The sequence below is a fragment of the Pseudomonas ficuserectae genome (assembly GCF_024584585.1).
Classification (GTDB): Bacteria; Pseudomonadota; Gammaproteobacteria; order Pseudomonadales; family Pseudomonadaceae; genus Aquipseudomonas; species Aquipseudomonas amygdali.
Genome location: NZ_CP085684.1, coordinates 3,385,739 through 3,411,154, shown reverse-complemented (window position 1 = coordinate 3,411,154; position 25,416 = coordinate 3,385,739). Strand labels below are relative to the sequence as shown.

The window sequence follows — 25,416 nt, the reverse complement described above, 5'->3', positions numbered from 1 at the left end:
AGGAGATTACTGATGAGCACCGCCGTAATGGACAAGGGTATTGCGCAGCCGGGTGACAGCCTGGTCACTGATGTCAGCCTGCCTGCACTGGTCATCCATCGTCAGGCGCTGGATCACAATATTCGCTGGATGCAACGTTTTGTCACTGACAGCGGTGCAGAGCTTGCACCGCATGGCAAGACCAGCATGGTGCCAGCGCTGTTTCGGCGACAGCTGGACGCGGGCGCATGGGGCATGACCCTCGCCACGGCGGTCCAGACCCAGGCCGCTTATGCGCATGGCGTACGGCGGGTGTTAATGGCCAATCAGCTGGTCGGCGCGCCGAACATGGCGGTGATTGCCGATCTGTTGGCTGACCCGATGTTCGAGTTTCATTGCATGGTCGATCACCCGGACAATGTCGCTGCACTGGGCCAGTTTTTCGCGGCACGCGGCCTGCGCCTGAACGTGATGATCGAATATGGTGTACCCGGTGGACGCTGCGGCTGCCGTACCGAAGAGCAGGTCTTGGCCCTGGCGGATGCTGTTCAGGCGCAACCGGCGCTGGCGTTGACGGGTATCGAGGGTTACGAAGGCGTCATCCACGGCGACCATGCCATCGATGGCATCAAGGCTTTTGCGGCGTCGCTGGTGCGCCTGGCTGTCGACCTGCAGGACAAGGGCGCATTCGCTTTGGATCGCCCGATTGTCACTGCATCCGGCTCGGCGTGGTACGACCTGATCGCTGAAGCATTCGATGCCCGGGCCGTTCGCGAGCGGTTCCTCAGCGTGCTGCGCCCTGGCAGTTATGTGGTGCATGACCACGGCATCTACAAGGCCGCGCAGTGCTGCGTGCTGGACCGACGTGCCGAGCTGAGCGAAGCGCTGCACCCTGCGCTGGAGGTCTGGGCGCATGTGCAGTCCATGCCGGAGCCGGGTTTTGCGGTGATCGCCATGGGCAAGCGCGACGTTGCCTACGATGCCGGCTTGCCCAACCCGCTGCTGCGTTACAAGGCGGGCGTGCAGCCTGCATCAGGCGACGACGTCAGTGCCTGCAAAGTGACCGCCGTGATGGATCAGCACGCTTTCATGACAGTCGCGCCCGGATGCGAGTTGAAGGTTGGCGACATCATTTCCTTCGGTACCTCACACCCGTGTCTGACCTTCGACAAGTGGCGTTCAGGTTGTCTGGTGGATAATGACATGCGAGTGATCGAGCCTTTCAGCACGTATTTCTAATTCCGGTATTGGCAGGAGTAATCGTCTCATGAGCCTTCCACGGGTCGCCCTGATCGGCGAATGCATGATCGAGTTACAGCAGCATGCCGACGGCAGCCTGCGTCAGAGCTTCGGCGGTGACACGCTCAATACGGCGGTTTACCTTGCCCGATTGTTGGGTGAGCGGGCCAAGGTGGATTACGTCACGGCGCTGGGTGACGACAGCTTCAGCGATGCAATGTGCCGGATCTGGGCCGATGAGGGCATTGGTCTGGGCAAGGTGCAACGCCTGCCGGGGCGTTTACCCGGGCTCTACTGCATTCAGACCGATGCCAATGGCGAGCGTCGTTTCCTCTACTGGCGCAACGAAGCCGCCGTGCGGGACTGTTTCATGACGCCTGCGGCCGAGCCGATCCTCGCGGCGCTGGCCAGCTACGACGTGCTGTATTTCAGTGGTATCACCCTGGCGGTACTTGGCGAGCAAGGCCGCGCCCGATTGCTGGAAGCACTGGACCGTGCTCGTCAACGTGGGGTCAGGGTTGCCTTCGACAATAACTATCGGCCTCGGCTGTGGGCCAGCGTGGAGCAGGCTCGCGAGGCCTATCAGGCATGCCTGCAGCATGTGGATCTGGCGTTGCTCACCGAAGACGATGAGCAGGCGCTCTATGGTTATGCCGACAGTGAGCAATTACTGGCGGCCTATCGAGGTCGCGGCATCGGTGAGATCGTCGTCAAGCGCGGCGCGCAAAGTTGTCTTGTGGAAGCCGGCGGCGAGCGTTTCGACATTGCCTCGCAAAAGGTCGAGCGTGTCGTCGATACCACTGCAGCAGGGGACTCGTTCAGCGCTGCCTATCTGGCCGCCCGGCTCATGGGGGAACACCCGCGACAGGCTGCCGAAGCAGGTCATCGTCTGGCCAGTGTGGTGATTCAACACCCGGGTGCGCTGGTACCAAAATCGGTCATGCCAGTCTGATGGCACCTGCGACGGAACATGCAGTTGATCGGCTAACGCACTGACAGACAAGCATTTCGCTGGAACCTGCGCGCAAATCCGGCCACCATAGGCGACCTTTTTGCCTGCAAGCCATCCACCGGAGTCTGCGTGCCTGACGACCTTCCTTCTGCGCTTCCTCATGACCTGGATGTCGATCTCATGCCGCCTCGGCAACTGCCGTTTTTCAGGCGTCTGTTATCGCGCCTGATGGGCCGCGGCCTTACAGCGTTGGGCTCGCAGCACACGCCGTCGTGGTTCCAGGGCCATGCCGACGGCTATCTGAATGGGCACATAGAGGGCGTGCGCGAGGGTTATGCCGACGGCTACCTGGATGGTGAAGAAGCAGGGCGTCAGGTGCTGGTCATCAACGACACCCGGCCTGTCCGACATCGCGGCCCCAGGGTTGACGACCATCTGTTCGACGAATGGCGGCTGGCGCTCACGCCTGAACTGAAAAAGCGTATCAAGGCCGATGTCGCCGAAAAGCTCCCTGCGCATGCTCAGCCCAGCACGGCGCAGTGGAAGATGATTTTCAGCGATACGCCATCTACCTACGTCATTGCCGGGGCGGGCGCAGGCAAATCCACATCGCTGGTGCTGCGCATTCTGCTGTTGCATCACTACCTGGGCTTTGAACTGAACGCGATGACAGTCGTGACCTTCACCCGTGAGTCGCGCAAGGACTTCATCGGCAAGTTGATCGAGGTCATGGCCTTGTGGGGGCATGTGACGGGGCAGAAACAGGCTCGTGACCTGGTTCGCACCTTTCATTCGCGTATTCTGCCGCTGGTGCGCAGCCTGCCGGGTTTTGAGCAGCTCAGGGCGTTCGAGAACCTGAGCAGCCATTCATCCGGCCTGGAAGAGGCGGACAGCAATCCTTTCGACCTGCGGATCAACGACGCGCAGCGTCAGCAACTCAATCTCTGCTACCGCGACCTGTACGCCGGCAATGAGCGTTTCCGCGAAGTCATGGCGCCGCTGTATCGCCATGCCTTGCAGCTCAAGGAACTGGATCGCGACCATCCTGACGTGCAGAAGCGTGTCGCGGTGACCGAGCTATCCTCGAAACGGGATGAGGAGTGGTGTGACACCGTCGAGGACTTGTGGATTCGCGCAGGAGCATGGCCTATAAAGGGCATTGAGCCTATGCGCCAAACTGTTGAAATAAATGGATTTTCCTTTTGTTTTCACGGCTATATTGCCGAGCTGGATGCTTGGGTTGTGCTGGGCCTGGACGCCAGTGAAGACCAGCAACTCAAGCGGCCGGGTGCCAAATTGCCAGTGTGGGCCGAGGGGGTCATAAAGCGCACCCTGTTTCAAGCTTTCTGCAGTAAGCCTTTGATATGGCTGGATAACTATCAGTCTGCCAGCAAGCTATTGCAGTCATTGGCGGGCGACGCAGTTGCCGGGCCCGGATTCGACTATCGGGTCAAGGGTGAGCTCGGTGCTGCGCCGCTACTGGACTGTCTTGTCACCGCCGCCAGCTTCATCGAGAACCTGGGACTGGATGTACCCAATGCCGTGTCCGAGATGAGCTTTGCCAGCGACGACCCGGATCGTTTCTTCTTCGAAGCGCTGAGTCTTTTCTGGAAAGCTTTCGAAACGCACCTGCTGGCTCAGTCGCCTCCGATCATGACCTATAACCGGATGTTTGCGTTGTTCGGTGAAACATCGCCGGAAAACCTCAAACACGTCAGCGACCAGATGCTCAGACCGCTGTCGCATTTGATGATCGACGAGTTCCAGGATGTGTCGCCGCAGATCGTCTCATGGATACGCGCCAGCCTGCGCGAAATCCGGCGTCGTGGTCCCGCTCTGCATACAGGCCGGATCGCTCAGCATTCATCACTGCTGTGTGTCGGCGATGACTGGCAATCGATCTACGGCTGGCGCGGCAGCTCACCCAAGTATTTCATGGAGTTCGCCAGGGAGTTTTCGTCACCGGCGACCACCAGAGTCATGCTCAGTGACAACTTCCGCAGCCATCAGCACATTATCGATGCCGCAGAGCATATTGTCCGGGCAGCTCCGGCGATTGCGGGCAAGAAGGCTCGTGCCAGCGGCATGCCGCAAGAGTTGCTGCCGGTCACGGTGCTGGATCGTGACGAAGACGAACTGGCCGAGCGTGTAGCCGAGCACTACAACGACGGTGACTCGATTCTGCTGCTGTACCGCAAAGGCAGCGAGAAAAGCCGGTTCTCGGAGCGTTTGCAGGCATTGATCGATGCTGACGCGGCGATGGGCGCGCAAGGTCGTCGCATCAGGACGTTGACGTACCACAGTTCCAAAGGCTTGCAGGCGGATGCCGTGTTTTTGTTGGGCGACTGCCAGCATCTGACTGTCTCGCCTTACAAGAATCAGGTTTACCGTTTGGCAGGGCTGGGTGATGCGAGCGATCTTCAGCCCTTTGATACAGCACAGAAGGATGAAGTCTTGCGCCTGGCTTATGTCGCCATTACTCGTGCGGCGCGGCATTGCTATTGGTATATCGATCAAGGCACCGGCGGCGGGGAAAGTGCCCAGATGCCTAAAGCTTCAGACAGAATTGCCCAGGACAAGCCTTTCTTTGAAGACTTGCGCGGTAAAGTCCGAACAGGCTGAGGCTGTCATCTCAGGAAAAACCGGCGACCTGTTGCTGCGTATGAGTGCCGAACAATTCCAGCTCATCCTCGATGGCTTCGATGATGCGCTCTACATCTGCGGCATTCATCACCGTGGAACACGGCAGGCCTGCGATGGCGACGACTGTCTCACCGCTGGCGCGGTCGAAAAGTCGTGCAATCATGCTGCCGGGAGCATCCATCGAGGCTTCAAAGCCTACCGGATGGAAGTGCCAGCGCATCAGTTGGCACGCATTGGGGAATGTGACTTTGTTCATGACAATGGCCCACCTTAATCAATCGAGCATTTCCCTTGCTCCAATGGGTAGGCAGACAGCCAGAATTCGTCCGGTAAAGCATGATGACGAGAAGATAATCAGCGCAGCGGACTATCGGTCGGTCGGGTTGCTTTCCAGCAGGATCGCTGAGCGGTCTGACGAGTACTGAAAATAGCATTTGCCAGCACCGTTCTGGAAAAATTTTTTATGACGCAGCACAAAAAAATCAATTATATGGCTGTCATCATCGCAAGGTATCAATGGGCACGTTCCATGCATTTGTCATTCACCCCGGAGAAGGCCCCGTAGTGAACTGAATTTGCTTGACGAAGGTGGTTTTCATGCCCGGTCTGGGGCAAGCTATCGATATTGACCCGAGGAGCTGAAAATGCTGAGAAAATCCCTTGCTGCACTGATGTTGCTGGTCTCGACCAGCCATGCGGCGGAGACGGTCAATATCTACAACTGGACGGATTATATCGCCCCGGACACTTTGAAAAATTTTGAAGCGGCCACCGGTTTCAAGACCTCTTACGAGACTTTCGAAACCAACGAGACGCTGAACACAAAGCTGATTGCTGGCCATTCCGGGTACGACCTGGTCTTTCCGTCCATTCATTTCATGGGTCGACAGATTGAAAACGGCTTGCTCAAGACCCTCGACAAACGGCAGCTCCCCAACTGGAAAAACCTCAACCCGGTTCTGCTCAAGGCACTGGAGGGCAGCGATCCGGACAACCAGCATGGGTTTCCCTACCTGTGGGGCAGCACCGGAATCGGCTATGACATGGCGAAGGTCAAGGCCATTCTTGGCAAGGACACACCGCTTGACTCATGGGATCTGGTGCTCAAGCCGGAAAACATGAAAAAGCTCGCCCAGTGTGGTGTCGCTTTTCTGGACAGCGCACCGGCGCTGATCCCTATCGCTCTGAACTACCTCGGCCTGCCACCGCACAGCGAGGTGCTGGACGACTACAAAAAGGCCAAGGCGCTGCTGGATGAGGTACGGCCGTATGTGCGCAATTTCAGTTCAGCCGATTATATTGGCGACCTCGCTACGGGCAAGATCTGTGTGGCAGTAGGCTACTCAGGGGATATTTCCCTGGCGCAGGAGCAGGCCCAAAAATCGGGCAACAACATCACAATCAGCTATGTGGTGCCAAAGGAGGGCGCGCCAATGTGGTTTGACATGATCGCGATCCCGGCTGATGCCCCTGATGTCAAAGGTGCCTACGCGTTCATGAACTACCTGCTGCGCCCGGAAGTGATCGCCAACATTACCAATACGGTGCATTACGCCAACGGTAACGAAAAGGCCGACGCCCTGATCAATCCCGGCCTGTGGACGGATACCACTGTCTATCCAGACGCCGACATGCTGAGCCGCTTGTTCGTGATGTCTCAGGTCCCGGTTAATATCGAGGCGTTGCGCCAGGGACTCTGGAAAGAGTTCAAGGCCGACAAGTAAGGCTGCGAGGCGACCGACGTCAAATGATATGCGCCTGATGCAGCTCGGTCAGTGCCTGAGCTTTCAGTCGAGCCAGTAACGGATCGCGGCGATCCCTTGGTGCTTGCAGCCCGACCGGCAGTTGCTGGGTGATCGTGCCGGGGCGGCTGCCCATCACTAATACCCGGTCGCTCAGGTACAACGCCTCGTCGACATCGTGAGTCACCAGCAACAGGGTGATAGCGTGACGCTCGGCCAATTGCAGCAGCAGGTCCTGAAGCTTCATTCGGGTAAACGCGTCCACTGCGCTGAAAGGCTCATCCAGCAGCAATACCGTAGGGTGCGAGTACAGACCGCGGGCAATGGCCACGCGTTGCGCCATGCCTCCGGACAATGCTTTTGGCAAGGCATCGGCGAAACCGGACAGGCCCACTTCCTCGATCAATTGACCGACCCATCTGCGGTCGTAGCCAGCATCGTCACTGAAGCCGATATTCTGTTCGACGGTCAGCCAGGGCATCAGGCGCGGTTCCTGAAACACAAACGCGACTTCTCCCTCAATGTTGTCCACCGAGCCACGAAAGTCCTGCTCCAGCCCGGCGACAATTCTGAGCAGCGTGCTTTTACCGCAACCGCTTGGCCCCAGCAGGCTGACGATCTCACCTGACTGTAATGACAGATCGATATCCTGCAGTACGGTATTGCCAGCGAATGCCTTGCGGTCTACGCGTATGTTCATCAACGATTCCGGCATCTATCGACCCTCGCGGCTTTGACCGGTGAATGTGTCCCGCCAGGCCAGAAAGCGTTTTTCCAGGCCTGCCAACAGGCCGTCGCTCAACTTGCCCAGTGTCGCCAGAACGATGATGGCCGCCAGCACGATGTCCGGGCGCGAGGTTTCGCGTCCATCACTGAGCAGGTAGCCCAGGCCTTTTGTGGCCGCGATCAGCTCGGCGGCTACCAGAAACATCCATGACAGGCTCATGCCGTTGCGCAAACCGGTGAACAGGCCGGGCAGGGCGGCGGGCAGAAGAATACGCCGGGTCAGGCGATAGCGACTGAAGCCATACATCTGGCCGACTTCCACCAGCTTTCGGTCAATGCCCCGAATCGCGGCCACGCCGTTGAGGTAGACCGGAAAAAACGCACCGATGCCAATCACGACGATTTTCGATGTTTCGCCAATGCCCAGCCACAGCAGCAGAAGCGGCACCCAGGCCAGGCTCGGGATGGAACGAAGCCCGGCGAACGTCGGCTCCAGATACGCCTCCGCCTCACGACTGAGCCCCACCCACGCAGCAAATACCAAGGCCAGGCTCGCGCCGATCACAAAGCCGCTGAGCACACGCAACAGACTGGCACTGATGTGTTTCCACAACGCACCATCGGCCAGATCGCGCAGTGTCAGCACGATCTCGCTGGGTGCTGGCATCTGGTAGGAGGGCAGCCAGCCGATGCGCACGATAATTTCCAGCAAAACAATGATTACAGCGGGGACTACCAGGCCTTTGAGCGGCGTTTTGTAGCGCTGCCAAAACGTGCGCTGCGCCTTGTCAGGCAAGGCCGCCTGCGCACAGGCAGGCAGGGACTTGTCTGGGCTGGTCATGGGGTTGCGATCACGGCTTTGGAAAACTCTGGCGTGATCAACTGATCGATCACTTGTTCGACGTTCACGCCTTTGCGCACCAGGTCCTCGGACACCAGAATCGGTGCTGCGGACTTGGATGCTTCTACATCTTTTTCGCTCAGTTGCGGGTTGCTCAGGTCTGTACGGGTCAATTGCAACCTGGCGACTTCCAGCGGCAGGCCTGACTCGGTCGCCAGCAGCCTGGCCAGCTCATCAGGATTTTTTACTGCCCATTCCCGAGCCTGCTCATAAGCGCTCAATACTGTTCTGATCGCCTGTGGATGCTCCTTGGCGTAGGTTTCCGTGACGCTCAGTACGCCATAGCTGTTGAAGTCCTTGTTGCGGTAAAGCAGGCGCGAGCCGGACTGTATTTCACTGGCCGCCATGTGCGGGTCAAGCCCTGCCCAGGCATCTACGTCGCCTTTTTCGAGGGCGGTGCGTCCATCGGGATGCTGCAGGTGCAGCAACTCGACATCATCCTTTTTCAGCCCGGCCTTCTGCAGCGCGCGCAAGGTGAACAGATAAGGGTCGGTGCCTTTGGTGGCGGCGATTTTCTTGCCTTTGAGTTCGGCAACCGATTGCAGGGGAGAATCCTTGCGCACCACCAGGGCCGTCCATTCTGCCCGGCTGTAGACATACACCGATTTGATCGGGCTGCCGTTGGCCCTGGCCAGCACCGCAGACAGGCTGGCCGACGAAGCAAAGTCGACGCTGCCACTGTTCAGGTATTCCAGCGAGCGGTTGCTGCCCTGGCTCAACACCCAGGTGACTTTCGCCTCCGGCAGGGCTTTCTCCAGCCAGCCAAAATGCTTGAGCGCCAGGCTGACCGGCGAATAATAGGCGTAATCCAGGCGGACTTCGGCAGGCGCGGTTTCAGCGGCCTGCGCTACTCCCTGCAGGCTAATCGCCAATGTGCAGGTCGTTACCATCCAGCGAATCAGGGCTCGCGGCGTTTGCAACCAAAAAGAAATAGGGGGTTGTGGCATAGTGAGCGTCCAGATCGGGGAGACAAGGGCTGCAAGACTGGTTTGCATATTTCAAAAACAGCAGTCCAGAGAGCATGAAATTCACAAATGGAATATTGCATGCTCTGTGCCAAGGGTCCGGGTGCTTGAACAGCAAGGTATCAGAGCAGTTTTCCAGTGTCAGTGATGTTGATCTGGCAGCAAGGTGTTGAACTGTTGTTGCCTGGTAAACAGCAAGGCTCACGGCCTGTTTTTCGACGATTTTCTGACAGTTTTTCTGCTTTTCGGGTGATTTTTTTCACTAGGTTTGCAACAGAATCGTTTTTTGACACTCCTAATCGTCCACATTCTTAATTTCGAAACATGTGAGCACTAAGATTCGCGCGTGATCCATGAGTGTGCGCCCACTGCGCCCTTGTTTGACTGATCCGCAGAAATTCTTGGGGCGAGCTGCATAAGCCTGCGTATTCGCACCAGCCAGATGGCTGATCCCTTTCAAATGCGCACCGGACTCAGAAAATAATGAATATGCCGAAAATGCCTTCGATCACCCGACTCCAGCGCCGCATCGCATGGTGCTTCTTCCCATCATTACTGGTGGCTTCTGCCCTGGCCCTGTTCACCATGGGCAAGGGGGTTCATGCCGAGCCCAAGAACGGCACGCAGACACTGGTATTTCTTCGTCATGCCGAAAAACCGGCCATGGGGCTGGGGCAACTGAACTGCCAAGGGCTCAACCGGGCCATCGAACTGTCGGAGGTCTTGCCCAGGGAATTCGGCAAAGCTGACTTTATCTTCGCCGCCAACCCCAGCCGACACGTGGAGGAGGGTGAGGGCGACCTGTCCTACAGCTACGTGCGTCCGCTGATGACGGTAGGGCCCAGCGCAATCAAACTGGGTCTGCCCGTCAACCTCGACTTTGGTGCCAACGACACCGCAGACCTGGCCGATGAGCTGATGCGGGACAAGTACCACAACGCAGTTATCTACACCGCCTGGTCGCATGGCTACCTGCCGGAGCTGATCAACAAGGTTGCTGAAGAAGCGTCCGGCAAGAGCACTAACCTGCTGGATGACTGGACGAACGATGATTTCGACTCAGTGATTGTCGTCACCCTGAAATGGGTCGATGGCAAGGCCACGCTCGATTACAAGAATCAAAAACAGGGCCTCAACAACGGCACTGAGACCTGCCCTGAGGCGACCTGATCTCGAACCACAAACGTTTTCAGCCGTTGAGCGACTTCATCGACTCCGGGCTGTAACGCTCGCCCGACACGGCCCCTTGCGCCGGGAAGATCGCATCCAGTTGAGCCAGCTCATCGGTACTCAGCGTCAATGAAGCCGCTGCCACGTTGCTTTCCAGGTACTTGCGCTGTTTGGTGCCCGGGATCGGAATGATGTCGTCGCCTTGAGCAAGTACCCAGGCCAGCGCCAGTTGCGACGCGCTGACGCCTTTGGCCGCAGCCAGTGCCTTGACCTTTTCTACCAGTGCCAGATTGCGTTTGAAATTTTCGCCCTGAAAGCGCGGGCTGAAACGACGTAGTCATCGGCAGCGAAATCGTCCGGGGTGCGCAATGCGCCAGTCAGAAAGCCACGGCCCAGCGGGCTGTAAGCCACGAAAGCAATACCCAGGCGACGGCAAGTGGCGAGCACATTGTCGTGCTCCGGATCGCGTGACCATAACGAATATTCACTTTGCACGGCCGCCAGCGGATACACGTTGTGGGCTCTTTCGATGGTCGCTGCGCTGGCTTCGCAGATACCTATATGGCGAACCTTCCCAGCCTTGACCAGCTCGGCCATGGCACCGATGGTGTCCTCGATGGGCACATTGGGGTCGACACGGTGCTGATAGTAGAGATCAAGATAATCGGTATTCAGCCGTTTCAGGCTGGCATCGATGGATTGGTGAATGTACGCCGGGCTGCCATTCACGCCACGTGCATGCGGATCGTCGCCACGCACGATGCCGAACTTGCTGGCCAGGTAAATACCTTCGCGTTTGCCTTCAAGAGCCCGGCCGAGCAACGTCTCGTTGGTGTGCGGGCCGTACATGTCCGCTGTATCGAAAAAGGTGACACCCAGTTCCAGCGCGCGGTGCAAGGTGGCGATGGATTCCTTCTCGTCGATGCCGGTGGTGTAGAAGTCCGACATTCCCATGCAGCCCAGCCCGATGGCAGAAACCTGCGGACCGTGGTGACCCAGTTGGCGCGTGATCACAATGAACTCTCCTGATCGTTGAAAGAGCCATCAAGTCTCTACGCTTTGGTTGGCGCAATAAACCGGGAGTTTCTTATTTCACTGTTGTGAAAATCCGAATAATTAACGTCCACGAAGCGCAAGAGCGTGCGGCGTCAATCCGACAAACCGTAATAGTCATAAAATCACGAGTGGAGTACAAGTGTACTCCATGAGCACATTATCTCCCCGTCGCAGCGCAATCCTTACCTTCATCCGCGATCGCATCGCGCAGCAAGGGCAATCGCCGAGCCTAGCGGAAATCTCCGAGGCTTTCGGTTTTGCTTCACGCAGCGTGGCGCGCAAGCACATTGTGGCCCTCACAGAAGCCGGTCTGATCGAGGTCGTCGCGCACCAGGCCCGTGGTATTCGCCTGCTCAACAGTGAGCCACGGCCCGAATTGCTCGAACTTCCGGTATTGGGGCGCGTAGCTGCGGGCGCACCTATCGGGCCGGACCTCGATATTCACACCACACTGCATCTGGACCGCAGCACGTTTACCCGTGTGCCGGACTACCTGTTGCGCGTGCAGGGCGACTCGATGATCGAAGACGGTATTCTCGATGGCGATCTGGTCGGCGTGCACCGTAACCCGCAGGCCAGTGACGGGCAGATCGTCGTTGCCCGCCTGGACGGCGAAGTCACTATCAAGCGCCTGCATCGCAGTGCCGATCAGGTGCGCCTGTTGCCGCGCAACCCGGCCTACGAACCGATCATTGTCACGCCTGATCAGGACTTCGCCATCGAAGGCGTATTCTGCGGGCTGGTCCGGCGCGAATGATGGGCGCGGTGGTCAGCCTTGAAGCCTTGCTGGATGAGCGCAGGGTCTGGAAAGGCCGTCAGCAGGGCGCGCCGCAGGTCAGCCCGCACCCCAGTGGCCATGCATTGCTGGACAGCGCCTTGCCCACTGGCGGCTGGCCTGCTGCCGCCCTGACTGAAATCCTCATCCCGGCCAATGGCAGTGGGGAATTGCGTCTGCTGTGGCCAAGTCTGGCAAGGTTGTCCGCGATCGGTGAGCGCATTGTGCTGATTGCACCGCCCTACATTCCGTACCCGCAAGCCTGGCTGGCCGCCGGGGTCGATCTGCGCCAACTGGTCGTCATCGAGGCCGGTCCCCGCGATGCCCTGTGGGCTGCCGAACAATGCCTGCGCTCCGGCAGCTGTGGCGCGGTCGTGTGCTGGCCCGGCATGGTCGATGACCGTGCGCTGCGACGTTTGCAGGTCGCTGCCGAAACCGGGCAGACCCTGGCGTTTGCCTGTCGCCCGCAGCAGGCCGCCGCCAACCCTTCACCCGCAGCCCTGCGCATAGCTATAGATACCCGCCCGGCACAGTTGCGGGTGCTCAAATGCCGGGGCGGACTTGCGCCGCCTTTCCCCATTCCGTTCCCGACCGACGCTTGAGGTTCTTATGCTCTGGGCCTGTGTCTTGCTGCCGCAACTGGCGCTGGACGGCGTCATGCGTCGTCACGGCAACCCCGATGAACCGCTGGCGCTGATCAGCGGCAGCGCTCAACGTCGCGTGTTGCAGAGCGTCAATCCGGCTGCGCGTGCGTTGGGGCTGAAAGCCGGGCAGTCGCTGACGGCCGCTCAGGCGCTGGTGCCGAACTTCTCCACGGTCGAGCATGACCCGGCCGACATCGAGCGCTTGCAGCAACTGCTCGCGGCCTGGGCCTACGGTTTCAGCTCCAATGTCAGCCTCAAGTACCCTCGAGTGTTGCTGATGGAGATTGAGTCCAGTCTCAAGCTGTTCGGCCCCTGGCCGGTGTTCGAGGCACGCTTGCGTGAAGAGCTGACCACGCAGGGCTTCCGGCATCGCATCGTGGTTGCGCCCAACCCGATAGCCGCACGGATGCTGGCCAACATGCATGACGGGCTGAGCATTGATTGCCCGCAGGCGTTGCGCCGCAGCCTGGAGCATATGCCGCTGGAACGCATCGGTCTGAGCCGTGAAACCGCCACGGCCCTGACACGCATGGGGCTGCGCTCTGTGCGGCAGGTGCTGGCCCTGCCGCGCGATACACTGGCGCGGCGGTTCCCGGCCAGCGTGCTGCAGCATCTCGATACATTGCTTGGCGAACGACCGGTGGCACTGGAGTGCTACACACCGCCGGACTTCTTCGATGTACGTATTGAGCTGAATTTCGACGTCGAGTCGCATCAGGCCCTGTTGTTTCCGCTCAAGCGGCTGATCGCCGATCTGGCTTTGTTCCTGGCCGGACGCGACAGTGGTGTGCAGCGATTTTCCCTGCATCTGGAGCACGTTGAAGGTCCGGAGACTGTGGTGCCAGTCGGACTGCTGAGCGCCGAGCGCGATGCGTCGATGCTGTTCGAACTGGCCCGCGGCAGGCTGGAACAAGTGCTGGTGGCGTCGCCGGTACGTGCCGTGCGCTTGCTGGCGCAGGATTTGCCGGATTTTGTCCCGGCGCACCGCCAGTTGTTCGATGAGCGCGTGCAGCAGACCCTGCCTTGGGAGCAACTGCGCGAGCGCCTGCGTGCGCGACTGGGTGACGAGTCTGTGAATGGCTTGCGCGCCCAGGCCGATCACCGTCCTGAATGCGCCTGGCAACCACACAGCACAAGCAAACCGGTCTTGCCGGCCAAAGCTTGTATGCGCCCGGGCTGGTTGCTGCGAGAACCCCAGCCGCTGCCACTTCATGCCACGCGCATCGTGGCGGGGCCCGAGCGAATCGAATCAGGCTGGTGGGACGGCGGCGATGTACGCCGCGACTACTATCTGGTCGAAACCTCCAGCGGCCAGCGCGCCTGGGCCTATCGCAGCGTGGGCGAGCAGGGTGAACTGCTGCTGCATGGCTGGTTCGCATGACCAGCGAATACGCCGAGCTGCATTGCCTGTCCAACTTCAGTTTTCAGCGCGGCGCCTCAAGCGCCCGTGAGCTGTTCGAACGTGCCTCGCGCCACGGCTATCAGGCGCTGGCCATCACTGACGAGTGCACGCTGGCCGGTATCGTACGTGCGTGGCAGGCGTCCATCAGCACCGGCCTGCCGTTGATCATCGGCAGCGAAATGCACATCGAGAACGGGCCGAAAGCCGTGCTGCTGGTGGAAAGCCAGACAGGTTATGAGGCGTTGTGCAAATTGATCACGGTGGCACGCCGCAGAGCCAGAAAAGGTGAGTACCGGTTGTTGCGTGAAGATTTCGAGCCTTCGTCGGACGGTTTGCTGGCCATCTGGCTGCCGGACATCGAAGGCGACGCGCAAGCCTGTCTGGCGCATGGACGCTGGTTGCGTGAGCGCTTTGCCGAGCGCCTCTGGCTCGGCGTGGAGTTACATCGCGGCGCGGATGACGAGCAGCGTCTGGCCGACTTGCTGGCGCTGGCGCAATCGTTGGGTATCCCGGCAGTTGCCAGCGGTGATGTGCACATGCACGCGCGCGGTCGGCGTGCCCTGCAGGACACCATGACTGCCATTCGCCATCACACGACCGTGGCCGAAGCAGGGCACCTGTTGTTTGCCAACGGCGAGCGCCATTTACGGCCACTGGATGCGCTTGCCGAGCATTACCCGGACTGGCTGCTGGCCGAATCGGTGCGTATTGCCCGGCGCTGCACGTTTGATCTCAAACAATTGAAATATGAATACCCGCACGAGCTGGTCCCCAAAGGCCAGACACCCACGTCGTGGCTGCGTGAACTGACCGAGCGCGGTGCCCGCAAACGCTGGCCGAACGGGCTGACGCCAGCCACCCGCGCGCAGGTCGAGAAGGAACTGGCCCTGATAACGGAAAAGAAGTTCGACAGCTACTTTCTGACCGTGCATGACATCGTCGAGTTTGCCCGCAGCCAGCACATCCTTTGTCAGGGACGCGGCTCGGCGGCCAACTCGGCAGTGTGTTATGCGCTGGGGATCACCGAGCTGAACCCGGAAAAGAGCAACCTGCTGTTCGAGCGCTTTATCTCCAAAGAGCGCAACGAGCCACCGGACATCGACGTGGATTTCGAGCACGACCGCCGCGAAGAAGTCATTCAGTACATATTCAGGCGTTATGGTCGGGGCAGGGCGGCGCTGACCGCAGTGGCCAGCACGTATCACGGCTCGGGCGCAGTGCGTGATGTGGCCAAGGTGCTGGGTTTGCCGCCTGACCAGATCAACGCCCTGGCCGATGCCTTTAGCCGCTGGAGCGATTCGCTGCCGTCGCCCGAACGCCTGCGCGAATACGGCTTCGATGCCGACATGCCAATCCTCAAGCGTGTGCTGGCACTCACCGGCGAGCTGATCGGCTTTCCTCGGCATTTGTCGCAACATCCGGGCGGCTTCGTGATTTCCGAGCATCCGCTGGAGACGCTGGTGCCTGTCGAGAACGCCGCGATGGCCGACCGCACGATCATTCAGTGGGACAAGGACGACCTGGACCTGGTCGGCCTGTTGAAAGTCGACATACTTGCACTGGGCATGCTCAGCGCTTTGCGCCGCACGTTCGATCTGGTGCATCTGCACCGGGGCAAGCGCTGGACCCTCGCAGACCTGCCGGGAGACGACCGGAAAACCTACGAAATGATCAGCCGCGCCGACACCATCGGCGTGTTCCAGATCGAGTCGCGTGCGCAGATGGCCATGCTGCCGCGCCTGAGGCCGGAAAAATTCTATGACCTGGTCATCGAAGTCGCCATTGTCCGGCCGGGGCCGATCCAGGGCGACATGGTTCACCCATATCTGCGTCGGCGTAATAAAGAGGAAGCCATTACCTATCCGCCTAAACTAAAAAGCGTCTTTGAGCGCACCCTGGGCGTGCCGCTGTTCCAGGAGCAGGTCATGGAAGTGGCGATCATCGCCGCTGGTTACACACCGGGCGAGGCGGACGAGCTGCGCCGAGCGATGGCCGCGTGGAAACGCCACGGCGGGCTGGAGCCGCATCGCGAACGGCTGCGCACAGGTATGCTGAACAATGATTACGACGTGGATTTTGCCGACCGGATTTTCGAACAGATCAAGGGTTTTGGCAGTTATGGCTTTCCTGAATCCCATGCTGCCAGTTTCGCCTTGTTGACCTACGCCAGTTGCTGGCTCAAATGCCACGAACCGGCAGCGTTCACCTGTGCGCTGATCAACAGCTGGCCGATGGGGTTTTACAGCCCGGATCAATTGTTACAGGACGCCCGTCGCCACCACATTGAAATCCGCCCGGTGGATGTACGCTACAGCGACTGGGATTGTTCGCTGGAGCCGCTCGATCATCCCGACAGCACGCGCAATCTGGCGATTCGCCTGGGGCTGCGCATGGTGCGTGGTTTTCGCGAGGATGATGCCCGGCGCATCGAAACGGCCCGCTCGAAACGGCTGTTCAGCGATGCCACAGACCTTACCCTGCGTGCCGGTTTGGACGCTCGCGCCGCTGAAGCACTGGCGGATTCCGGGGCCTTGCGTGGCCTGATTGGTCATCGGCACCGGGCGCGTTGGGAAGTTGCAGGGGTGGAAGCCCAGCGACCGTTGTTCAACGACTTGCCCAGCGAAGACACACAGGTAACGCTGCCGCTGCCGACGGTGGCCGAAGACCTGATGGCCGACTACGCCACTCTGGGCACCACCCTCGGTCCGCACCCACTGGCCTTGCTGCGTCGGCAACTGGCTGCCAAACGCTTTCGCAGCTCACAAGACTTGCTGAGCCTGGAAAACGACCGAACCCTCAGCGTGGCGGGGCTGGTCATCGGCCGCCAACGACCGGGCACCGCCAGTGGCGTGACCTTCGTGACGCTGGAAGACGAATACGGCATGGTCAATGTCGTGGTCTGGCGCGACCTGGCCGAACGTCAGCGCAAGGTGCTGGTGGGCTCGCAATTGCTGCAGGTGTTCGGGAGGCTGGAATCAAAAAGCGGCGTACGGCACCTGATCGCCCAGCGGCTTTATGACCTGACGCCGCTGTTGACTGGACTGGATGTGCGCAGCCGGGACTTCCAGTAATCGGGCCTGTAATTTGCAGTAGCAATCGGTACATCCTGCCAACGAGAAGCCCTGTATGTACAAAGACTACCCAGCCGCTTACCAGGTCAGCAAAGGCGCGGCGCTGCAAGTGGATACGGCCTTTTACGAGCGTATCCGCACGAATGCGCAGCAGCGTACCCTCGTCGAGCAATTCGAAGTGCCGATTCGTACCGGGCGGGCCTGGAAGGTCAAGGCCGGTCAGGTGTTTCGTGTTACCACACCGGTTGGCCCGCAGGTGGGCGATTTCAATCTGTGGAACGCCAACGACCCTCGGGAACGCCTGTGGGCGGCGCGCACGCGTCAGTTGCAGGGCGCGCATGTCAGCACCCATGACCGGCTGTGGTCGAACCTGCCGTTTTTACGGCCGCTGGTCACCATCACCGATGACAGCCTGGCCAGCTACGGGATCGACGAGCATGGTGGCCGTCTGCACGATTTGCTCGGCACGCGCTGTGATCCCTACGTCAACAAGATGCTGACCGGCGAAGACTTTCATCATCACTGCCATTCGAACCTGACCCGCGCAGTGTTGCCGCACGGGCTGACCGAATTCGATGTGCATGACGTGTTGAATATCTTCCAGTGCACCGGCCTGAACCATGACGACATGTACTTCATGAAAGCCTGTCCGGCGCAAAAGGGCGATTACCTGGAGTTCTTTGCTGAAATCGACCTGCTGTGCGCCTTGTCGACCTGTCCGGGTGGCGACCTGTCACTGCCGATGTGGGGGCCTGACGCGCAGGACCCGTTAAGCGTTTGCCGTCCGCTGGGCGTCGAAATCTACGATCTCGACGCTGCGTTGCTGGAGGGTTGGCAGTCTCCCGAACGTGCAGCTTATAACGGTCAGCATGGCTTGCAGATTGCCAAGGCTGAATGGGAAAAATAACCGCTCAGGCTGCGCGAGCCATCTTGCGCAGCCCCCAGACCATCATCGCCCCCAGCCCGAGCATGGCCAGAAGCAGTGCCGGGTAGGCCACCCACCAGTGCAGCGGGGCGGTCATCATGCTGAATTCCGACATGCCGCCGATCCCGGCAATCAGGTTCAGGGGCAGAAACACCACATTGATTAGCGTCAGTTTGCGCAGCAGGGTGTTGGTGCTGTTATTGACCAGATTTCCGCGTGCATCCATCAACCCGGCGAACACCGTGGAATAGATCTCCGCCTGTTTGTAGCACTGGTCGTTCTCGATGATCATGTCGTCGATCAGCGCCAGGCTGTCGGCTGCGTATTGCCGGCCTTGCGCATGGTTGCGCAGACGCGTCAGGACCGCACCGTTGCTGTGGATGGCATTGATGTAATACACCAGACTTTCGCTGAGGTTGAACATCTGCAGCAAATGGCGGTTTTCCAGGGAAGAGTTGAATTTCTGCTGCAATTCCCGGGCGACCATCTTGATGACTTTCAAATGGCCCAGATAGTGATGAATATTGTTGAACAGCAGCTCCAGAAGGATATCCAGCGGCTGGTCCAACGGGCGGTGAGCCCCCAGCGCGCTCAAGGGTTGCTCGTCATCGCAGATCAGCACCAGCTGGTCCCGGCTCAACAGCACGCCAAAGGACGAAACGTCGAACGAGAAGCTGTCCTTGCCCGAATAGTTCTCGGGACGTTTCCAGATGACGAACAACGCATCAGGGTGAAACTCGATGCGCGAAATTTCGTCGGGGTCGAGTGCCGAGGCAACGGCATGCTCATCAAGGTGAAATCGCTCCAGCAATAATCTGCGTTCCCCGGCATCGGGTTTGCTGAACCACAGCACCTGAGCCTTTTGCGGGTCACATGCCAGCAACTGGTTGTTGTCGAGTTTCAGGCCCTGAATCATCGTTTCACCATGCCTGGCCGAGGCGCTTGAGCTCCAGACGGCGGACGAATTCTTCCAGCACCAGGCTGTACAGATCATCCTGCAGATAAGCGTCTTCGATGCCGGCATCCAGATTCGGGTTGTCGTTGACCTCAATCACCACCACTTGATCGCCTGACTGTTTCAGGTCCACGCCATACAAGCCGTCACCAATCAGGTTGGCAGTCTTGAGCGCCAGTTCGACCACGGCGCGCGGCGCTTCGTGCACCGCCAGGGTACGGCATTCGCCAATGACCTTGGCACCGATTGCCTTGTGGTTGTAGATCTGCCAATGCCCTTTGGACATGAAGTACTGGCAGGCGAATATCGGTTTGCGGTTGAGAATGCCAATGCGCCAGTCGTACTCGGTGTAGAAAAACTCCTGAGCCAGCAACAACACCGAATGCTCGAACAATTGGGCTGTCGCCGTATGCATTTCCTCGGGCGTACTGACTTTGATCACGCCTCTGGAAAAACAGCCATCGGGAATCTTCAATACCAGCGGGAAACCCAGGCGTGTGGCCACGTGCTGCAGTTCTTCCGGGCGGTCCTTGTAGAGGGTTTCCGTTCGCGGCATGCCCAGATCGTGGCTTTTTAGCAGGTCAGTCAGGTACACCTTGTTGGTGCAGCGCAGGATCGAGGTGGAGTCATCCATTACCACCAGCCCCTCGCTCTCGGCCTTCTTGGCAAAGCGGTAGGTGTGGTTTTCAACGCTGGTGGTTTCGCGAATCAGCAGCGCGTCGTACTCGGCCAGTCGGGCGTAGTCTTTCTTTTCGATCAGCTCGACATCGATGCCCAGGCGCTGACCGACGCGGATGAAATTGGCCAGCGCCTCGGTGTTGGACGGTGGCAGCTGTTCCTGCGGGTCATGCAGGATCGCCAGGTCATAGCGGGCCATGCGCCGGGAGCTGGGCTGGCGCCAGACGTTGCGGCTGAAGCCTTCCAGCGCCATGGCGAACTCATCCTGCTGATCATCGCGCAGGCGCGGCAGAGCGCCTGCCTTGATACCGGCAATGTGCCAATTGTCACGCTTGCGAAACTCCACCATCAGGATCGGGCAGGGGAAGACTTCAAACAATTGACGGGCGAGATCCTTCAACGGCTCAAGTGTGGTCTGACCGAAGTAAAGTGTCAGGGTAAACCCTTCGGTGTCGTCATAGGGGTGATCCTGAAGTGCGGTTTCCAGCAACTTGTCCAGGTCATCGAGGGCCAGGCCGTAGAGTGACTTGCGGGTCAACTCGCTGATGGTCTTTACCGAGGGAATGACATTGTGCTGGCGTGCTTCGGCCAGCAGGGAACAGTAATAACCATGGCCCAGGTATTTGTAGCTGCGGCACAGGTTGATGACTTGCACACGCTTGCCTGCCGTGGCTTTCAGCGGCTTTTCCAGATAATCCTGGGCGCTGATCAAGTCTTCGCTGGGGAAGTACGATGCCCAGTCTTCGAGCCGTTCGACAATAATCACCAGTTGCCTCTGCGCTGCAAAGAGTGTTGTGGGGTCTGCTCGTCGGGTTGTTGCTGAAAGCGCAAGTTGCGCAGATACTTCGTTCATCTTCACCTGTGCCGCTGACATGTGTAATCGATCCGATGGGAAACAAGTCCTTTCTATTAAGCATGTGCTTTTTGAAATGTCCCGTTTCGTTACACAACTTTTACGGCGGTGCAGATGGACTTTATATTTCGCGATGCAGTTGAAACCGATGTCGACGACTTGCTGCTTCTGGAGAACCAGTGCTTTGACGGCGACCGTCTGACCGCGCGCAGCTTTCACTGGATGATTCGCCGCGCCAATGCCAGCCTGATCGTCGCCGAGCAGGCCGGACAGCTCACCGGCTATGCGCTGGTGCTTTTTCATCGGGGCACCTCGCTGGGGCGTTTGTATTCGCTGGCGATTGCCGATGCGGCGCGGGGCAAGGGGCTGGGCAAGCAGTTGTTGCAACGTGCCGAGCAGCAGGCCGTGGGCCGCGACTGCGCTTACCTGCGCCTTGAGGTGCGCCCTGATAACCACTCGGCTATCGGGCTGTACGAACGCAATGGTTACCGGCGTTTCGCTCAGGTCGACGACTATTACCAGGACCATGCCCCGGCCTTGCGCTACGAGAAACGTATCGTCGAGCACGCCCGGCTGGACAGTCGTTCAGTGCCTTACTACCAGCAGACCCTGGAGTTCACCTGTGGTCCTGCCTGCCTATTGATGGCGATGAAGGCTCTACATCCTGCGCGTTTGATGGATCGCGCCGAAGAACTGCAGATCTGGCGCGAGGCGACCACGGTGTTCATGACCTCCGGCCACGGTGGATGCAGCCCTCAAGGGCTGGCGCTGGCTGCCCGGCGACGGGGCTTTGCCGTGAAGTTGCTGGTGTCGGTAGCAGGCCCGCTGTTTCTGGGCGGCGTGCGCAGCGACAACAAGAAACAGGTGATTCGCCTGGTTCATGAGCAGTTCTGTCATGAGCTGCGAACCTGCGGTGTAGAGACGCTGCCCAACCGCTCATTGAACCTGCCTCGCGTACTGGCCGAGAGCGGCAAGCCGCTGGTGCTGATCAGCAGCTATCGCCTGACACGCTCCAAGGCACCGCACTGGGTGATGGTCACCGATTGCGACAGCGATTTCGTCTATCTGCACGATCCCGATATTGATCACAGCCTGCATCGGCAGGCCATCGACTGCCAGCATATGCCGGTAAGCCATGCCGATTTCAATCGCATGAGTTGTTTCGGTGCCGATAAACTTCGGGGGGCAGTGATTGTGTTTGCCGCGCCTGTGGATGATCATGCGTGCGCTTCCCAAGCGGCTTCAGCAGCCCGGCCACAGGATCCCGTACATTGATCAAGTCAGCCCTCAAGGCTCTTTGCGCATTGGCCATCGCCGCGAGCCTGTCGGCCTGCATCAGCGCGCCAGTCCCTCTGACGCCAAAAACTGCCGAACAGTTGCAGAAACAGCCACCAGTGCGGTTCCTGCTGAGCTTTGATGACGGCCCCAGTGCGTCGACTTTTTACAACCCCAGTATCACCGTACTCGACAGCCTGGCCGACAATCCGTTGCAGCCGAACATCAAAGCCGTGTTCTTCGTGCAGACCGGCGCCACAGGCGCAGGGAATAGTGATCAGGGGCGGGCGATCATGCATCGTCAGCATGAAGAGGGGCATTTGCTCGGCTTTCATACCGCCACGCCGCACCACACCAATCATCGTTCGTTGACCGATGAGGAGCTGGAGCAGTCCCTGACCCAAGGCTGCGCCATCATCGCCTCGATTACCGGCGTGCCGACCACGTTGTTGCGCCCGCCGTTCTGGAACTACGACAAACGCACGTTCAGCGCCTACCAGCGTCATGACCTGCATGTATTACTGACTGACCTGAGCGCCAATGACGGCAAGATCTGGGGCTATAACTTCAGCCTGCGCCGCCGTTCGAACATGGTCAGTCAGCTCTCGCAAGTACGTGAACGCATCGCCGCCGGAGAGCTGCCTGCGGTGGACGGGGTGATTCCGGTGGTGGTGACCTTTCACGACCTGAACCGCTACACCGCGCGGCATGCGCGAGAGTACCTGCAGATACTGGTCGACAGCGCCCATCAGACCGGCGTGCGACTTGCCGACAAGCCGTTCTACGACGACAGCGCGCAATTGCAGCGCGCTGCTCTGGCGCGCACGGTCAAGGACGCGGGGCAGCCTATAAGGCTACCCGGCGCATGGAACTGGATCTGGGACCACAACGCTCACTGACGCCCGGTCAGACCAGGGTGTTCTTACGCACGTGACCGCCCTGAACAATCATCGCCAGATGCTCGCCCTGACCGACCAGACAACCGATATCGCTCAGCGGGTCGCCATCCACCACCAGCATATCGGCTATCGCACCGGCGCTGATGCAACCCAGTTCACCCTCGCGCTGGAGTATCTGCGCCGCAACACTTGTTGCACTGCGTAACGCCGCCAGATTACCGAGCAGTTCGGCGCGAATCTTCAGTTCGTGGGTCTGGTACTCGTGCATTTCCCCCAGTAAATCCGAGCCATAGCCCATCGGTACGCCCGCTTCGGCGAACAGCAGCAGGGCGTTGCGGCCGGCCTGGCGCACATCCTCGATTTTGGCCACCGAGTCCGCTGGCAGGCCGAAGCGCTCGCCGTACTCGGCAAGCATTTCATAGGTGACCTGAGTCGGCACCGCAAATGCGCCTTTTTCGGCCATCAGTCGGGCGGTGTCGGCATCCACCAGGTTGCCGTGCTCGATGGTTCTTACGCCGCATTCTATGGCGCGCCGAATCGCTCGTGCGGTATAGGCATGGGCCATCACGTAGGTGTTCGCAGCGGCGGCTTCGTCAACGATGGCGCGGATCTCTGCCTCGCTGTATTGAGTGTTGGCAATCGGATCGGTTGGTGACGAGACGCCGCCCGAAGCCATGATCTTGATCTGGTTGGCGCCCTGTTGCAGCTCTTCGCGCACGGCCAGACGCACGTTATCGACGCCGTCCACTACGCGTGCGATGGCCCCGGCCCGAAAGCAGCACGAGCAAGGCTCGTTGAGCAGCAATTCGCCCCGTGGCGCATGTCGCCATGGCCGCCGGTCTGCGACAGCGCTTTGCCCGAAGCGAAGATCCTTGGCCCGGGAATCAGCCCCATCTGGATCGAACGCGCCAGCGCCCAGTCGGCACCCCCGGCATCACGAACAGTGGTAAAACCGCGGTTGAGCATCGCAGCCAGAATCGGTAATGCGCGGTACATGATGATTGCGTTGGGTTGCAGGGCATTCATGCCCAGGTTGGCGTTGGAAGCCAGCACATGCACATGGCAGTCGATCAGGCCGGGCATCAGGGTTCTGCCGCCCAGATCGATAATCCGCGCGCCAACCGGGGCAGGCTCGCCTTCGGCACGCACGTCGATAATGCGCTCACCCTCGATCACGACTTCCTGGCCGGAAATCAATTGCCCTTTTTGCAGGTCCAGCAGACGGCCGTTGCGCAGGATCAGGCGTGTAGGATCAGCAATACTCATTGGAAAGCTCCAGACAGGGGACGATGGGCAGCAGGCGCACGGTCGCGATACAGCAGCGCACCAATGCCGCTGACGACGGCCGCGAACATGATGTAGAAAGCGGGTGCCAGGTTGCTGCCGGTCGAGGCAATCAGCCAGGTGATGGTGAAGGTGGCAAAGCCGCCGAAAATGGTGACGGCAAAGTTGTAGGCCACCGAAAGCCCGGTGGACAGCACGTGGGTGGGCAGTAACTCGCCGAAGGCGGCGAGGATCGAACCGATGTATCCGGAAATCAGCAGGCCGAGTACCAGCTCAAAGACCAGCAGCGAAAACAGTCCCGGCATCTGGTTGATGAACAGGAACATCGGGTAGGCGCTGAAGAAAATGGCAATTGCCGAGCCCAGCAACCACGGGCGATGCCCGCTGCGGTCTGCGAGGGCACCGACAATCGGTGTGGCGACGATCAGTACTGCACCACCCATCATTCCTGCACTGAAGCCCATCCATGACGGCAGGCCAAGCACGCGTTGGGCGTAGGACGGAATGTAGAACAGAATCGCGTAGGTGCAGACCGTCCACAGTACCACCAGCGAAAAGCTGATCAGGGTCTGGCGCGGGTAGGTCTTGATGACTTCGCGCAGAGGCGACTCGACTGGTTTTGCGGCCTTGTAGGCAGGCGTCTCATCCACCCGGCTGCGAATATAAAAGCCGACCGGCCCGATCAGTGTGCCAATCAGAAATGGCACCCTCCAGCCCCAGCTTTCCAGCTGCGCCTGGGTAAGGTAACTGGACAGAATGGCACCCAGCGCAGAGCCGAGCAGCACTGCAACGCCGATGCTGGCCTGAATCCAGCTGGAGTAAAAGGCTTTTTTGCCCTCAGGCGCATGCTCGGTCAGGAATGCGGTGCCAGATAGCCAATTTGCGCGAAGCTGGGCGTCAATCCGATGATCAGCGTCCCCAGCGCCATCAGCAGGATGGTCAGGGATAAAGCCGCCTTGCGCCCGCGCTTGTCACTGTAGATGCCCAGAACAATGCCGCCCACCGGACGCATGAAGAAGCCGACCCCAAAGGTCGCCAGCGCCAACAGGTAAGAGGTCAGCTCGCTGCCGGTGGGGAAGAACACTTTGGCAATGATCACCGAGAAGAAGCTGTAGACCGTGAAGTCAAACCATTCCAGGCCATTGCCGATCACCGTAGCGGTCACCGCGCGGCGTGCCTTTTGTTCATGGGTGCGTGAAGCAGAGGATCGTAATGTGCTCACTGGATAAGCTCCTGCATGCGATGCGCGCAGGGAAGCCCCCTGCAGTGGCTGCATTGATTA

The 25,416-nt window shown here is 59.5% G+C and carries 19 protein-coding genes and 3 pseudogenes; 12 read left to right on the top strand and 10 right to left on the bottom strand.

The genetic code is table 11. The features are described from left to right. The first annotated feature begins 12 nt into the window (after positions 1-12). The 3 genes from LJU29_RS15005 (at position 13) to LJU29_RS14995 (ending at position 4,792) form a co-directional block, all read left to right on the top strand. Positions 13-1,218: an amino acid deaminase gene (locus LJU29_RS15005; RefSeq protein WP_057453530.1), complete on the top strand. Its 1,206-nt coding sequence runs from the start codon at positions 13-15 to the stop codon at positions 1,216-1,218. Positions 1,219-1,246: 28 nt separating this feature from the next. Next, positions 1,247-2,170: a 2-dehydro-3-deoxygluconokinase gene (gene kdgK, locus LJU29_RS15000; RefSeq protein ID WP_002553706.1), complete on the top strand. Its 924-nt coding sequence runs from the start codon at positions 1,247-1,249 to the stop codon at positions 2,168-2,170. A 129-nt stretch (positions 2,171-2,299) separates the two neighbouring features. Beyond that, positions 2,300-4,792, top strand: a complete 2,493-nt coding sequence (locus LJU29_RS14995) for a UvrD-helicase domain-containing protein (RefSeq protein ID WP_257110870.1) — start codon at positions 2,300-2,302, stop codon at positions 4,790-4,792. Positions 4,793-4,802: 10 nt separating this feature from the next. Here LJU29_RS14995 and LJU29_RS14990 read toward each other — a convergent pair whose 3' ends face one another. Beyond that, entirely contained in the window at positions 4,803-5,069 is a 267-nt protein-coding gene (locus LJU29_RS14990; RefSeq protein ID WP_002553708.1) for a DUF1652 domain-containing protein, read from the bottom strand. A 388-nt stretch (positions 5,070-5,457) separates the two neighbouring features. On the opposite strand from LJU29_RS14990, the gene LJU29_RS14985 reads away from it, so the two are divergent. Next, positions 5,458-6,537, top strand: coding sequence for a polyamine ABC transporter substrate-binding protein (locus tag LJU29_RS14985; protein WP_257110869.1), 1,080 nt, complete (start codon positions 5,458-5,460; stop codon positions 6,535-6,537). 19 nt (positions 6,538-6,556) lie between these two features. On the opposite strand, the gene LJU29_RS14980 is transcribed toward LJU29_RS14985, so the two are convergent. From LJU29_RS14980 to LJU29_RS14965, 4 genes are read right to left on the bottom strand one after another with little or no spacing between them, the layout of a single operon-like run. Beyond that, on the bottom strand, positions 6,557-7,270 hold the full coding sequence (locus tag LJU29_RS14980) for an ABC transporter ATP-binding protein (RefSeq protein ID WP_005743637.1): 714 nt from the start codon (positions 7,268-7,270) through the stop codon (positions 6,557-6,559). Further along, a complete protein-coding gene (locus tag LJU29_RS14975; RefSeq protein WP_257110868.1) occupies positions 7,271-8,122 on the bottom strand; it encodes an ABC transporter permease in 852 nt (283 codons plus the stop codon). Further along, positions 8,119-9,129 (bottom strand): aliphatic sulfonate ABC transporter substrate-binding protein, encoded by a 1,011-nt coding sequence (locus LJU29_RS14970; RefSeq protein WP_005743639.1) that lies wholly within the window; start codon positions 9,127-9,129, stop codon positions 8,119-8,121. The genes LJU29_RS14975 and LJU29_RS14970 overlap by 4 nt, the downstream gene beginning before the upstream one ends. Beyond that, positions 9,044-9,352, bottom strand: a complete 309-nt coding sequence (locus LJU29_RS14965) for a hypothetical protein (protein ID WP_257112919.1) — start codon at positions 9,350-9,352, stop codon at positions 9,044-9,046. Before LJU29_RS14965 ends, LJU29_RS14970 begins: the two co-directional genes overlap by 86 nt. A 278-nt stretch (positions 9,353-9,630) precedes the next feature. Between LJU29_RS14965 and LJU29_RS14960 the strand changes: the two genes are divergently transcribed. Continuing rightward, positions 9,631-10,317: a hypothetical protein gene (locus tag LJU29_RS14960; RefSeq protein ID WP_011168719.1), complete on the top strand. Its 687-nt coding sequence runs from the start codon at positions 9,631-9,633 to the stop codon at positions 10,315-10,317. 19 nt (positions 10,318-10,336) lie between these two features. On the opposite strand, the pseudogene LJU29_RS14955 reads toward LJU29_RS14960, so the two are convergent. After that, positions 10,337-11,331, bottom strand: a pseudogene (locus LJU29_RS14955) (aldo/keto reductase). A gap of 181 nt (positions 11,332-11,512) precedes the next feature. Here LJU29_RS14955 and lexA point away from each other — a divergent pair. From lexA to LJU29_RS14930, 5 genes are read left to right on the top strand one after another with little or no spacing between them, the layout of a single operon-like run. Beyond that, positions 11,513-12,130: a transcriptional repressor LexA gene (gene lexA, locus LJU29_RS14950; RefSeq protein ID WP_010202582.1), complete on the top strand. Its 618-nt coding sequence runs from the start codon at positions 11,513-11,515 to the stop codon at positions 12,128-12,130. Further along, a complete protein-coding gene (imuA, locus tag LJU29_RS14945) occupies positions 12,130-12,750 on the top strand; it encodes a translesion DNA synthesis-associated protein ImuA (protein WP_005758443.1) in 621 nt (206 codons plus the stop codon). Before lexA ends, imuA begins: the two co-directional genes overlap by 1 nt. 7 nt (positions 12,751-12,757) lie before the next feature. Continuing rightward, entirely contained in the window at positions 12,758-14,173 is a 1,416-nt protein-coding gene (locus LJU29_RS14940; protein WP_122322289.1) for a Y-family DNA polymerase, read from the top strand. After that, complete coding sequence (locus LJU29_RS14935; RefSeq protein ID WP_257110867.1) at positions 14,170-17,265, top strand: error-prone DNA polymerase; 3,096 nt, start codon at positions 14,170-14,172, stop codon at positions 17,263-17,265. Before LJU29_RS14940 ends, LJU29_RS14935 begins: the two co-directional genes overlap by 4 nt. Positions 17,266-17,320: 55 nt before the next feature. Beyond that, a complete protein-coding gene (locus LJU29_RS14930) occupies positions 17,321-18,172 on the top strand; it encodes an urea carboxylase-associated family protein (protein ID WP_005732049.1) in 852 nt (283 codons plus the stop codon). A 4-nt stretch (positions 18,173-18,176) separates the two neighbouring features. Here LJU29_RS14930 and LJU29_RS14925 read toward each other — a convergent pair whose 3' ends face one another. Together LJU29_RS14925 and LJU29_RS14920 are read right to left on the bottom strand one after the other, a co-directional pair. Continuing rightward, a complete protein-coding gene (locus LJU29_RS14925) occupies positions 18,177-19,106 on the bottom strand; it encodes a magnesium transporter CorA family protein (protein WP_057424291.1) in 930 nt (309 codons plus the stop codon). 4 nt (positions 19,107-19,110) lie between these two features. Next, positions 19,111-20,697 carry a RimK family ATP-grasp domain-containing protein gene (locus LJU29_RS14920; protein ID WP_257110866.1) on the bottom strand — a complete coding sequence of 529 codons (1,587 nt, stop codon included), beginning with the start codon at positions 20,695-20,697 and terminating at the stop codon, positions 19,111-19,113. A gap of 93 nt (positions 20,698-20,790) precedes the next feature. On the opposite strand from LJU29_RS14920, the gene LJU29_RS14915 reads away from it, so the two are divergent. Beyond that, entirely contained in the window at positions 20,791-21,951 is a 1,161-nt protein-coding gene (locus tag LJU29_RS14915; protein ID WP_257110865.1) for a GNAT family N-acetyltransferase/peptidase C39 family protein, read from the top strand. Next, on the top strand, positions 21,948-22,850 hold the full coding sequence (locus LJU29_RS14910; protein ID WP_257110864.1) for a polysaccharide deacetylase family protein: 903 nt from the start codon (positions 21,948-21,950) through the stop codon (positions 22,848-22,850). Before LJU29_RS14915 ends, LJU29_RS14910 begins: the two co-directional genes overlap by 4 nt. A gap of 7 nt (positions 22,851-22,857) precedes the next feature. On the opposite strand, the pseudogene LJU29_RS14905 reads toward LJU29_RS14910, so the two are convergent. Next, positions 22,858-24,116 (bottom strand): annotated as a pseudogene (locus LJU29_RS14905) (metal-dependent hydrolase family protein). Beyond that, positions 24,113-25,356 (bottom strand): annotated as a pseudogene (locus tag LJU29_RS14900) (MFS transporter). Before LJU29_RS14900 ends, LJU29_RS14905 begins: the two co-directional pseudogenes overlap by 4 nt. Positions 25,357-25,416: the final 60 nt, after the last annotated feature.

Excerpts from the sequence above, each read along its gene's own strand:
- LJU29_RS14980 (WP_005743637.1), bottom strand. The coding sequence starts at position 7,270 with ATGCCGGAATCGTTGATGAACATACGCGTAGACCGCAAGGCATTCGCT.
- LJU29_RS14915 (WP_257110865.1), top strand. The coding sequence starts at position 20,791 with ATGGACTTTATATTTCGCGATGCAGTTGAAACCGATGTCGACGACTTG.
- LJU29_RS14930 (WP_005732049.1), top strand. The coding sequence starts at position 17,321 with ATGTACAAAGACTACCCAGCCGCTTACCAGGTCAGCAAAGGCGCGGCG.
- LJU29_RS14960 (WP_011168719.1), top strand. The coding sequence starts at position 9,631 with ATGAATATGCCGAAAATGCCTTCGATCACCCGACTCCAGCGCCGCATC.
- LJU29_RS14970 (WP_005743639.1), bottom strand. The coding sequence starts at position 9,129 with ATGCCACAACCCCCTATTTCTTTTTGGTTGCAAACGCCGCGAGCCCTG.
- LJU29_RS15005 (WP_057453530.1), top strand. The coding sequence starts at position 13 with ATGAGCACCGCCGTAATGGACAAGGGTATTGCGCAGCCGGGTGACAGC.
- LJU29_RS14975 (WP_257110868.1), bottom strand. The coding sequence starts at position 8,122 with ATGACCAGCCCAGACAAGTCCCTGCCTGCCTGTGCGCAGGCGGCCTTG.
- kdgK (WP_002553706.1), top strand. The coding sequence starts at position 1,247 with ATGAGCCTTCCACGGGTCGCCCTGATCGGCGAATGCATGATCGAGTTA.
- LJU29_RS14925 (WP_057424291.1), bottom strand. The coding sequence starts at position 19,106 with ATGATTCAGGGCCTGAAACTCGACAACAACCAGTTGCTGGCATGTGAC.
- LJU29_RS14920 (WP_257110866.1), bottom strand. The coding sequence starts at position 20,697 with ATGTCAGCGGCACAGGTGAAGATGAACGAAGTATCTGCGCAACTTGCG.
- LJU29_RS14990 (WP_002553708.1), bottom strand. The coding sequence starts at position 5,069 with ATGAACAAAGTCACATTCCCCAATGCGTGCCAACTGATGCGCTGGCAC.
- imuA (WP_005758443.1), top strand. The coding sequence starts at position 12,130 with ATGGGCGCGGTGGTCAGCCTTGAAGCCTTGCTGGATGAGCGCAGGGTC.
- LJU29_RS14935 (WP_257110867.1), top strand. The coding sequence starts at position 14,170 with ATGACCAGCGAATACGCCGAGCTGCATTGCCTGTCCAACTTCAGTTTT.
- LJU29_RS14940 (WP_122322289.1), top strand. The coding sequence starts at position 12,758 with ATGCTCTGGGCCTGTGTCTTGCTGCCGCAACTGGCGCTGGACGGCGTC.
- LJU29_RS14985 (WP_257110869.1), top strand. The coding sequence starts at position 5,458 with ATGCTGAGAAAATCCCTTGCTGCACTGATGTTGCTGGTCTCGACCAGC.